The sequence below is a fragment of the Chthoniobacter sp. genome (assembly GCF_040003245.1).
In the GTDB taxonomy this organism is placed as follows: Bacteria; Verrucomicrobiota; Verrucomicrobiia; order Chthoniobacterales; family Chthoniobacteraceae; genus Chthoniobacter.
The window spans coordinates 1-10,903 of the sequence record NZ_JBDUCX010000232.1 but is presented as its reverse complement, the minus strand read 5'-3'; the positions used below and the strand labels follow the sequence as shown (position 1 = coordinate 10,903).

13 protein-coding genes are annotated in these 10,903 nt (G+C 62.4%); 8 read left to right on the top strand and 5 right to left on the bottom strand.

Annotated elements, in window-relative coordinates:
• The 5 genes from ABJF10_RS24615 to ABJF10_RS24595 form a co-directional block, all read right to left on the bottom strand.
• Nucleotides 1–610, bottom strand: a 610-nt coding sequence (locus ABJF10_RS24615; RefSeq protein ID WP_348547276.1) for an NAD(P)-binding domain-containing protein, incomplete at its 3' end; no start/stop codon positions are given.
• A gap of 64 nt (nt 611–674) precedes the next feature.
• Nucleotides 675–1,484 (bottom strand): MBL fold metallo-hydrolase, encoded by an 810-nt coding sequence (locus tag ABJF10_RS24610; RefSeq protein WP_348547275.1) that lies wholly within the window; start codon nt 1,482–1,484, stop codon nt 675–677.
• A 257-nt stretch (nt 1,485–1,741) separates the two neighbouring features.
• Nucleotides 1,742–2,980, bottom strand: a complete 1,239-nt coding sequence (locus ABJF10_RS24605) for an MFS transporter (RefSeq protein ID WP_348547274.1) — start codon at nt 2,978–2,980, stop codon at nt 1,742–1,744.
• A gap of 35 nt (nt 2,981–3,015) precedes the next feature.
• Nucleotides 3,016–3,255 (bottom strand): zinc ribbon domain-containing protein, encoded by a 240-nt coding sequence (locus tag ABJF10_RS24600; RefSeq protein ID WP_348547273.1) that lies wholly within the window; start codon nt 3,253–3,255, stop codon nt 3,016–3,018.
• A 136-nt stretch (nt 3,256–3,391) separates the two neighbouring features.
• Nucleotides 3,392–3,730 (bottom strand): hypothetical protein, encoded by a 339-nt coding sequence (locus ABJF10_RS24595; RefSeq protein ID WP_348547272.1) that lies wholly within the window; start codon nt 3,728–3,730, stop codon nt 3,392–3,394.
• A gap of 89 nt (nt 3,731–3,819) precedes the next feature.
• On the opposite strand from ABJF10_RS24595, the gene ABJF10_RS24590 reads away from it, so the two are divergent.
• The 8 genes from ABJF10_RS24590 to ABJF10_RS24555 form a co-directional block, all read left to right on the top strand.
• Nucleotides 3,820–4,167 (top strand): DUF4870 domain-containing protein, encoded by a 348-nt coding sequence (locus tag ABJF10_RS24590; RefSeq protein WP_348547271.1) that lies wholly within the window; start codon nt 3,820–3,822, stop codon nt 4,165–4,167.
• A gap of 2 nt (nt 4,168–4,169) precedes the next feature.
• Nucleotides 4,170–4,964 (top strand): DNA-formamidopyrimidine glycosylase family protein, encoded by a 795-nt coding sequence (locus tag ABJF10_RS24585; protein ID WP_348547270.1) that lies wholly within the window; start codon nt 4,170–4,172, stop codon nt 4,962–4,964.
• A gap of 68 nt (nt 4,965–5,032) precedes the next feature.
• A complete protein-coding gene (locus tag ABJF10_RS24580; RefSeq protein WP_348547269.1) occupies nt 5,033–6,241 on the top strand; it encodes a PQQ-binding-like beta-propeller repeat protein in 1,209 nt (402 codons plus the stop codon).
• Between the two features lie 80 nt (nt 6,242–6,321).
• A complete protein-coding gene (locus ABJF10_RS24575) occupies nt 6,322–7,629 on the top strand; it encodes a PQQ-binding-like beta-propeller repeat protein (RefSeq protein ID WP_348547268.1) in 1,308 nt (435 codons plus the stop codon).
• A 94-nt stretch (nt 7,630–7,723) separates the two neighbouring features.
• Nucleotides 7,724–7,939, top strand: a complete 216-nt coding sequence (locus tag ABJF10_RS24570; protein WP_348547267.1) for a hypothetical protein — start codon at nt 7,724–7,726, stop codon at nt 7,937–7,939.
• 335 nt (nt 7,940–8,274) lie between these two features.
• Complete coding sequence (locus ABJF10_RS24565; protein WP_348547266.1) at nt 8,275–8,703, top strand: PH domain-containing protein; 429 nt, start codon at nt 8,275–8,277, stop codon at nt 8,701–8,703.
• Between the two features lie 6 nt (nt 8,704–8,709).
• A complete protein-coding gene (pepF, locus tag ABJF10_RS24560) occupies nt 8,710–10,536 on the top strand; it encodes an oligoendopeptidase F (protein ID WP_348547265.1) in 1,827 nt (608 codons plus the stop codon).
• A gap of 1 nt (nt 10,537) precedes the next feature.
• The coding region (locus ABJF10_RS24555) for a tetratricopeptide repeat protein (RefSeq protein ID WP_348547264.1) at nt 10,538–10,903 on the top strand (366 nt) is incomplete at its 3' end.

Here is a 10,903-nt window from a genome sequence, read left to right as displayed (position 1 = left end):
CCAGGCCGAGCCCTTCGGCGAGGCCGGCGGTGTTGATGTTCATCACCATGTTGACCAGCGCCTTGACCTTCGCCGCGGAACCGGTGGGCCCGATGTAACGCAGCGAACTGCTCAGCTTTTCCAGCACCGGTTTCGCGCGCTCGTAGGCCTCCGGCTTGCCGCCGCACATGAGATAAAGCGTGCCTTCGCGGGCCTGCGTGATGCTCGACGCCATGCAGGCCTCCAGCGATTGCGCGTCGGCGGTCTCGGCGCGGCTCTCCACGAGCACGTGCGTGCCGGGCGAAACGGTGGCGCAATTGATGAAGAGCTTGCCCTCCGCGACGGTCACGCCGCTGGCCGTGCCGAGCAGCGAATCGGATCCGCAGCCGACGGAACCGAAAATGTCGTCCATGGCTTCATCGTCGCTGACGACGGTGATGATGATGTCGGCGGCGGAAGTCACTTCCGGCAAGGTGGCGGGCGCGGTGCAGCCCAGTTCTTGGGCGAGGGCCTTCGCCAATTCGGCATTTTGATCGTAGACGGCAGTCACGGCGAAGCCCTGGTCTTTCAGGCGACGGGCCATATTTGAGCCCATGCGACCTACCCCAACGACAGCGATGTTTTCAGGCATGATAGATTTGGTTTCGAGAGACAGTGGTGCCGCTATCGAATAGCGCCACCTCAAACATCAACCGTTAGGAGAAAAATGGGTTGTGGACTTTCTCTTCACCCACGGTCGTGAGCGGGCCGTGGCCGGGGGCGATGATCGTGTTGTCGGGCAACGTCATGATCTCCTTGCGGTTCGTGCCGAGGGCGTCGGCGTAGCTGATGCCGCCGCCGCTCATGGAACCGGCGAAGATGGCGTCGCCGACGATGGCCGCGGGTTGGGCGAGGCCGGTGACGACGAACGTGATGCCGCCCTTCGAGTGGCCCCACGTGAGGCGCGACTCGATCTTCAGTGAGCCGAGGGTCCACGAACGCCCGGCGGCAAAGGATTCCGCGCCTTCGATCGGTTCACGATCGCCGACGAAAGCGGGAGCGCCGGTCTTTTCCTTGAGGCGGTCGAGATCGAAAATGTGGTCGCCGTGGGTATGCGTCAGGAGAATGTATTTCACGCGCAATTTTTTCTGCGCGATGAGCTCGAGCATGCCGCTGCAATCGGCTCCGGTGTCGAAGGCAATGGCGTCGCTGGTGGCCGGGTCCCACACGAGGTAGGAGTTCACGGTCATGTCTTCGTACGGGGTGTTGAATTGGGCGAGGCCGTCGATGGCGACGGGCTTCGGGGCCCAGCTTTCGTTGCCGGAGGCGGCGAGGGCGTCCGCCCCGAGACCCAGCGCGGGAGCCACCTGGCGGGCGGTGGCTTCATTCCATGCGCCATCGCGCAAGGCATTTACCGCGGCGGCGTCCGCGCCGGTTTTTTCGGCAACCTGGCTGTCGCTGAGCTTGAGGCCGCGCATCGCTTTGCCGACGATGTCGTTGAATTTGTCTTCGAGGGGGATGGCCATGGGATGGGATGCGATTGGGTGACGTTTTTTTGGGAGAGCGCTGTAAGCATTCGCCGCCGCGCTGTCGGGTGGACGCGAGTTACAATCTGAATTCGATTGGCTGCATTGGGTGAAAATTAGACGGCCTCATATCACGCGGTAGAAAAATAACGCGAACCACAGCGCGACGCAGATGAAGAAGAAAATGACCAGCAAGATGGCGAAGGAGGAAAACCTTCCTACTGGTTTCATAGATTGGGGCGGTCGGTGGGCGGTTGTTACGTTTCGGGGATGGCGTCGGGCGTAGGTGCGGTGGCGGCTCCGGGTGAGACCATAGTGATGCAGACCAGAGCCAGGACGAGGATCGCGGCGCTCGCGTAGAAGGAGGTGCGGGCGTAGTTCTCGTTGGAATCGAAACGCAGGAGCTGAAAGCCGATCATCGGCCCGACAAAGCGGCCGAGGCTGCCCGCCGAGGCGAGGAGGCCGAGCACGCGCCCCTGGGTGTGCGCATCGCTGCTGCGCGAGGCGAGGCCATTGAGGGTGGGCGTGACGAAGCTGTTCCCCACGGAAATGCCGGCGCAAACGAGCAGCAACATCCCGAGACTCGGCGGCGTCGAGGGCAGGAAATACATGCTGATCGCCAGGACGCCGGCGCCGATCACGGCGAGCTGCTTCTCGATGGGGCGCTTGAGCAGGCGCCGCAGCACGCCGCCTTGCATGAGCACGCCGAGGAAGCCGACGTAGAAGAGAATCCAGCCAGTGTGCGCGATGTCGTAGCCGAAGCGCTTTTCGCAGAAGAGCGCGAAGAGCGACGTCATGATGGAAAAGCCGGTGACCGAGGCGAGCTGGCTGGCGAGGATGGCGAAGATGAGACCGGAGCGGCCGTGGGAAAAAACCTCGCCGATGCTGGCGCGATGCCGCGCGCGCTCCTGCGCCTCGGGCGTCAGCGTCTCGGGGAGATTCATCGCCACCAGCGCGCAATTCACCAAGGCCAATCCACCGGCGACGAAGAACGGCAGCGCGGGCGAAATCTTGCCCAGCACGCCGCCGAGCGCCGGCCCGATCATGAAGCCCACGCCAAAGGCGGCGCCGATGAGACCCATGGATTTCGAGCGGTTTTCCTTGGTCGTGACGTCGGCGATGCAAGCCATGCCGGTGGCGATATTGCCACCGCTGATGCCATCGATGATACGCCCGAGAAGCAACATCCAGTAGGCATTCGCCGAGCCGGTGACGAAGAAGCCGATGGCCGTGCCCAAGATGCTGACGGTCAGCACCGGCTTGCGGCCGATGCGATCGGAGAGATGCCCGAGGATCGGCGAAAAGACCAACTGGAGCAGCGAGTAAATGCCCACGAGGATACTCAACTGCGTGGGAGTGGCGCCGAAGCGCGAGCCCTCGGCGTAGACCGGCAGCACGGGAATGACGATCCCGAACCCGATCATGTCGATGAGGATGGTGAGGAAAATGAGCCCCAGCGGTGAGCGGGGCTTGGCGGGATCGGAGGAGGTGGCCACGGCAGGGCGGATGAAAAGCGAGCGAGCGCCGCGCGTCAATGGCAGCCGCAACCGGATCCACACGAACCGCCCCCGCTACCCATTTCGCGCCGCATGTCGGCATGCTTGGGCGCGTTGAACTTGCTCATGTACCCGAGCCCGCCGCTGATCACGCGCCGGATGGCTTCCCCGGTCTCCGGGTCCTTGGTCAGCGGCGCGTCCTTCATGCTCTGCCGGACTTCAAAACGGCGCACGGGCTTTTTCGGGTTGGTCGTTTCGTAGATGTAGGTGGGCATGGCGGAAAAGGATGAAGGATGAGGGCGGAAGGCGGAAAAGCGATCTCCCGGTCTGCCAATACACAGACCACGGTTTTCTTAATCTTATTCCCGTTCTTTTTCCAGCCACTCCTCTGCCCAGCCCGGCACTTCCTGCTCAGCGCTCGTTCGCCAGGCTGCGCACAGTGCCGAGCAGTCGCTTCTGGTCGGCGTTCATCTTTGGCTCGTAATTATCGAGGATGGCCAGTTTTCCCTGCAGGTGTTTACGCACGGCCCCAAGCGCTTGTTGATCACTCGACGCTTTCAGCAGCTCGATGGTTTGCGAAGCGTAGTGCGCCTCAGTGAGTTCCATCTTCCAGGCCATTTCGCTCTGTTCGGCGACCAGCGAGGTCAAGGCGGCGTTGTTGCGCTTTTCGTCCAGCCAGAGGTAGATGCCGGCGCCGATCAGGACGGCATTGAGCACCAGGACGATGGAGATGAGACGCTTGCTTTTCACAGGGATCACAGTGAAGGGAGCAAGGTTCCTGCCACGTCATGGGCGGTTAAGGGTTGCCGTGACGGGGTATTCCGGGGAGAATCCTGCGCATGGACCTGCCAGACAAGGAAGCGCGCACTTGGGCGATGTTTGCCCACCTCAGCACATTCGCCGGGCACCTCGTTCCCTTCGGCAATATCGTGGGGCCGCTCATCATCTGGTGCCTGAAAAAGGACGAGCAGCCGTTCGTCAATGACCAGGGGAAAGAGGCGCTGAATTTTCAGATCACGATGACGATCGCGCTGATTGTGGCCGGCATTTCCATTTTCGTACTCGTGGGAATTGTGCTGTTTCCCGCGGTCTGGCTGTTCGACGTCATCGTCACGATCATCGCCGCGGTGAAGGCCAACGAGGGCGTGGCCTATCGCTATCCCTGTTGCATCCGGTTCGTGAGCTAGGCATGCCCGAACTCGCCGAAGTTGAGTTTTATCGCAAGGAATGGGACGCAGGGCTGCGGAAAAAGGTGACGCGTGTGGAGTTGCACGCCGGGAAACGGATCTTCCGCGGCATCAAAGTGAAGCGACTGGCCGCGGCGCTCGAGGGCGCGACGTATCTCAACTCCGAGGCGCAGGCCAAGCTGATGTGCTTCCGCTTTTCGGGCGGAGTGTGGCTCGGGATTCATCTGGGGATGAGCGGGCAACTGCGCATGGAACTGGCGGGATTCACGCCGGAGAAGCACGATCACCTCGTGCTGCAGCAAAGTGCGCGGGCGCTGGTCTTCAGCGATCCCCGGCAGTTTGGGCGCGTGCATTTCCATGAAGGCCGGGACGTGCCGACGTGGTGGGCGAAGCTGCCGCCGGCGGTGACGTCGCCGGAGTTCACGCTGGAGCGGGTGAGCGCGTTCCTGAAACGCCACGCCCGGCTGGCGGTGAAGGCGGCCTTGCTGGTGCAGACGGCGTTTCCCGGCGTGGGCAATTGGATGGCAGATGAGATCCTCTGGCAGGCGCGCATCGACCCGCGGACATTGTGCGGCAAGCTTTCGAAGAAACAAATCCAGGCGCTGTGGGAAAAGGCGCGCGAGATTTGCCGGGTGTCGCTCGACACCATCGGCAAGGACTTTTCCGATCCGCCGGAGGATTGGTTGATCCATCAGCGCTGGACTAGCAAGGGAATCTGCCCCCGCCATGGCGTGCAATTGAAGACGGCGACCATCGGCGGTCGCACCACGCGCTGGTGCGCGCGCTGCCAGCATTGAGCGCCACCGTGCGTTATCCGATAGCGCCTCGTTTGACTCCATCGCGCGCCCCTCGTAACTGTAGCGGCATGTCTCGCCCTCCTCTCCTCGCGGCGCTGGTGTTCGGTGGCTTTTCTCTCCTCGCTTCGACGGCCCTAGCCGACTGGACCTTCTATCGCGGACCATCGGAAAACGGCATCTCGGCGGAAAAGCTCGGTGCCTTGCCGATGGGCGGCTTGCGCCAGCTTTGGAAAGCGAGCGTCGGCACCGGCACATCGTCGATCACGGTGAGCGGCGACCGCGTTTTCACCATGGGCAACGTGCAGAACAAGGACGATGTGTGGTGTTTCGAGGCGAAGAGCGGGCGTGTGTTGTGGAAGCACGAGTACCCGCTGGATGTGGACAAGCGCAGTTTCGAAGGTGGCACCGCGGCTACGCCGACGGTCGATGGTAATCGCGTCTACACGGTGAGCCACCAAGGCGATCTGTTCTGCCTCGATATCGCGACGGGCAAGCCGGTGTGGTACAAGCATTACCAGCAAAACTTCGGCGGCAAGCGGCCCTATTACGGCTATGCCGCTTCGCCGCTCGTCGAGGGGAATTTGCTCATCTGCGAGGTGGGCGCGAAGGGCGCGTCCACGGTCGCGCTCGATAAGACGACCGGCAACGTGGTGTGGAAAAGCGGGGACGACGATCTTGGCTACGCGTCGCCGATCGCGGCGAATATTCTCGGGAAGCGGACGATCGTGCTTTTCAAGTCCAACCAACTCGTCGGGCTGGAAGCGCAGACAGGACACGAGCTCTGGCGGCAGGCTTGGAAGACCGAATACGACATCAACGCCGCCACCCCGCTGGTGGATGGCAACCGCATTTTCGTGACCTCCGGCTACGGCTCCGGCTGTGCTCTTTTCGAAATCACCGCGAGCGGGGTGAGCGAGCACTGGCGCAACAAGAACCTGCGGTCGCACATCAATTCGCCGGTGCTTTGGCAGGGCGCGATTTTCGGGATCGATAACACGGCCAGCCCCCGGTCGCCGCTGGTCTGCCTGGATCTCGAGACCGGCGCGATAAAGTGGTCGCAGAAACTCGGTGGCGGCGCGCTGATGCTGGCCGATGGAAAGCTCGTGATCCTGAGCGAACCGGGAGAATTGATCATTGGCGAAGCGTCCTCGGCAGGCTTTCAGCCGGCCTTGCGCCAGCATGTGCTGCCGAGCCGGTGCTGGGTGCAGCCGACGGTCGCCAATGGCCGCGTTTTCTGCCGCAATAACACGGGGGAGATGGTGGCGCTTTCGTTCTGATCGTCTCAGAAACCTAAGCCTCGGACGCTTTTGGGGTTTCGTCCTGCGGCCTAGTTTCGCTATTTCTTCCGCCGCTTCGTATGAAAACCCTCCAGACCGTCGCCCTTCTCACCCTCTCCACCCTCATCGCCGCCCACGCGGAAAATTGGCCGCAATGGCGCGGGCCGTCCCTCAATGGCACCTCCCCCGAGAAGGGATTGCCGACGACCTGGACGCGCGAAACGGTGAAATGGGCCGCGCCCATGCCGGGGCCGAGTGGCGCTTCGCCCATCGTGTGGGGCGACACGGTTTTCGTCACCAGTCCCGACGAGGAGAAGAACCTCGTGCTCATCGCCCTGAACCGCAAAGACGGCGCGGTCCTCTGGAAAAAGCAGGTCGGGACGGGAGACATCAGCAAGGGCCGCGCGAACATGGCCTCGCCGTCGCCGGTTACGGACGGCAAGGCGGTTTATGTGCTCTTCGGCACGGGCGATCTCGCGGCCATCGATTTCAAGGGCTCCCTCCTCTGGAAGCGCAATCTCTCGGAGGAATACGGGCGCTTCGCCTACATGTGGCTTTACGGATCGAGCCCGCTCCTTTTCAACGGCAAGCTTTACCTCCAGGTGCTCCAGCGCAATCCCGTGCCGCCGGATTATCCTGGCCAGTCGGGTGGCGATGCGGCGCGCGAGAGCTATCTGCTCTGCGTCGACCCGGCGACCGGCAAGAACATCTGGAAAGTCACGCGGCCAACCGACGCGCTCAATGAATCGCAGGAAAGCTTCGGCACGCCGGTGCCCTACATCGGCAAGGACGGCAAGGCACAGCTCCTCGTGGTGGGCGGCGATTGCCTTAGCGCGCACGATCCCGCGACCGGCGCGGAGCTCTGGCGCGGATTCGGCCTCAACCCGACCAAGCGCGGCGACATGCGCACCGTGCCGAGTCCGGTGGGGGTGGACGGACTCGCCATTGCCGCCGGCCCGAAAAAAGGCCCGTTGCTCGCCTTCCGCACGGACATGAAAGGCGACATCAGCAATACCGGCGTGGCCTGGCGCTTTGAGGAAAAGAAGACGCCCGACGTCTGCACCCCGGTCTATTACAACGGCAAACTTTTCGTCCTCGACGGCGACTCCCACACCCTCACCGCGCTCGACCCGAAGACCGGCGAGAAGAAGTGGCAGGGCGAAATCCCCACGCGCGCCGTGGTGCGCAGCTCGCCCGTCGCCGCGGACGGGAAGCTCTACTTCATCGACGAGAAAAACAACGTCATCATCGTCGGCGCGGGTGATCAATTTGAAGTGCTGGGCAACATCCCCATGGGCGACAGCGAAGGCACCCGCGCGACCATCGCGATCAGCAACGGCGACCTCTTCATCCGCACGCCGCAGGCGGTGTATTGCGTCGGGAAGTAGGGCGGCACTGTAGCGTCTGTGCCAGACGCCGTCGCGCGGGCCGCCAGCCCCCTCACGCATTGACGCCGTGTGGATTTGCGGGCAATCTTAACACATGAGCCGAGTGGAAGAAATCAAGACTGCCATCGATCAACTCTCCCCTCAAGAGCGTTGCGAATTGGAGGCTCTCCTGCACCCTGTCGAAGACGACGAATGGGACGCCCAAATGAAAGCAGACTGCGAGGTCGGCGGCAAACTCGACAAGTTGAAGGTAGAGGCCCAGGAAGCCGTGCGCCGCGGCGAATTGCGCGACTGGCCCGGTGCTGAATGATTTCGAAGGTTGCTCCTTCTTTCTGGAAGCAATACGCGCAGCTTCCAGAGCAAGCCCGGCGGGTGGCTGACAAGAACTATGCGCTCTGGCTGGCGAATCGGTGGCACCCTTCGCTTCGATTCAAACCGCTGGCGCTTGGCGAATGGTCGGCGCGAGTCGGCGACCACTATCGTGCGGTTGGCTTTTTCCAGAACCCGGAGACCTTTATCTGGACGTGGATTGGCACGCACGAGGAATACAATAAGCGATAGCGAAGATTTTATTTACGGGTGGGCTGGCTTGCCCATGGACATGCGTCTTGCGCGGGAATGCGACGGCGCGTAATTTGCGCGCAAATGGCCGAAGAAAACATCTGGAGCGGCACCTCCTCGCAGCTCAAAAACTTTTGGGCATTCGTGCTGTGCTTGCTCGTCATCCCCATCCCTTGGGCCATCTACCGGTGGCTGCTCGTGAAATCCACGACCTATCGCCTGACCAGCGAACGGTTGCTCATGACCCGCGGGATTTTTTCCACGGTCACGGACACCCTGGAGCTCTATCGCGTGCGCGACCTGGAGATGACACAGTCCTTCATCCAGCGGCTCTTTGGCCTGCAGGATGTGGTGCTGCTCACGGCGGATGAATCTTCGCCGCGCATCTTGATCGACTACATCCCCACCGCCCTCGCGCTGCCGGACAAACTCCGCGCCCAGGTCGAAGCCTGCCGCCTGGCCAAGCGTGTGCGCACGCTGGACGTGGAGGACGACGGGGGACACGCGCACTGATTTTTTATGAACACCCTGTTTTTCGACAAAGACGAGCCCGGTGGTGGCGCTATTCCCACGCGCGACCAGGTCCGGCCGGATGACACATGGGATCTCGCGTTGCTTTATCCGACGCCCGCCGACTGGCAGGTGGCCTTTGAAAAGCTCCAGCAGGATTACCCGAAGATCGCGCAGTTTAAAGGGCACGTGGGTGAATCGGCGCAGAAGCTGCGCGAGGTGATGGAATTCGAGAAGGCGCTCGGCCTGACCATCGAGCGGCTGGCGCATTACGCGTCGCTGCAAACCTCCGGCGATGCCTCGGACAACGTCCACCTCTCGCGCGAAGGCCAACTGGACAATCTCTTCACGCTCATCGGCGAATCACAATCCTTCGTCGAGCCGGAGATCATGGCGATTCCGGATGTCACCTTTGAGGCCTATCTGTCCGACCCCGCACTGGCCGAATGGCAGGTGCCGCTGCGCAAACGCCGCCGGCTGAAACCGCACACGCTGAGCACCGCCGAGGAGCGCTTGCTCGCGCTCGGGTCGAGCGCGCTCAGCGGACATCGGGAAACATTCTCGCAGCTCACCAACGTCGACATGGTCTTCGGCAAGATCGTCGACGAGAAGGGCGTCGAGCGGGAGCTGTCGCAGTCGAGTTACAGCTCGTTCATGGTCAAGCGCGACCCGGAACTGCGGAAGAGCGCGTGGCATCAATTCTACGCGGAATTCGACGCGCACAAATTCACCGTGGCCTCGACGCTCTCCAGTTCGATCAAGGCCGATGTCTTCCGCGCGCGCGCCCGCAATTACTCCAGCGCGCGCGAGAGTGCGCTCTTCTACGACGACGTGCCGGTGAGCGTGTACGACAACCTGATCACCTCGGTGCGCGCGAACTTGAAGCCGCTCTACCGCTACCTCGATCTGCGTCGCCGCGTGCTGGGGTTGAAGGAGATCCACGCCTCCGATACCAATGTGCCGATCGTCCCGAACATCGAGACGGATGTCTCGTGGGATGAAGCGTGCGACAAGGTGCTCGCCGCGCTCACCCCGCTGGGCGACGAATACGTGCAGACGCTCAGCGCCGGCCTGCGTGGCCGCTGGTGTGATCGCTACGAAAACAAGGGCAAGCGCAGCGGCGCGTTCAGTTCGTCGAGCTACGGCAACCCGCCGTTCATCATGATGAACTATAAGCGCGACGTATTCAGCGACGTCTACACGCTTGCGCACGAGGCCGGCCACTCGATGCACACCTGGAACGCCCAGCGCACGCAGCCCTTCCAGACTTACGATTACCCGATCTTCCTCGCCGAAGTCGCCAGTACCTTCAACGAGGAATTGCTCACGCATTATTTGATCGAGCACACCGAGGACAAGGCGATGCGCGCCTATCTCATCAACCGGCAGATCGATGACATCCGCTCCACGGTCATCCGCCAGACGATGTTCGCCGAGTTTGAAAAGATCGCGCACGCCAAGGAGGAAGCCGGCGAACCGCTCACGCTCGATACCTTCCGCGGCATCTATCGCGAATTGCTCGAGGCCTACTTTGGGCCGGACTTCGTCATCGATAGCGCGCTCGAGCTGGAATGCCTGCGCATCCCGCATTTCTACAGCGCATTCTATGTTTACAAGTACGCGACCGGGCTGAGTGCCGCGGTCGCGCTTGCGGGTCAGGTGTTGAAAACCGGGGATGCCACGCGCTACCTCGGGTTCTTGAAATCAGGAGGCTCGGAATTTCCGATCCCCACGTTGCAAAAGGCTGGGGTCGATATGTCGAGCCCCGCGCCGGTGGAGGCGACGCTGCAACTCTTCGCGCGGCGCGTGGAGGAGCTGGAGGCGCTGCTGGGTTAGCATGATCGAAGGACACGAACGCACCTTGCTCGCCGCGCAGGGCTACTGCGAATTGGGCATGTTTGACGACGCTCTCGAGGAACTCGGGTCGCTGCCCGCCGAAGTGGCGCAGCTCTCCCCCGTTGTCGAATTGCGCACTGTGGTGCTGATGCAGGCGCGACGCTGGAAGCTGGCCCTCACCGCCAGCCGCTCGCTCTGTCGCGTGGCGCCGGACAAGTCGACCGGCTTCATCCACGCCGCGTTCTGCCTGCACGAGCTGGGCCGCACGGATGAGGCGCGCGACACGCTCCTCTCCGGGCCGGATGCCCTCCACGCGGAGCCGACGTACCCTTACAACCTCGCTTGCTACGAGTGCGCCCTGGGCACC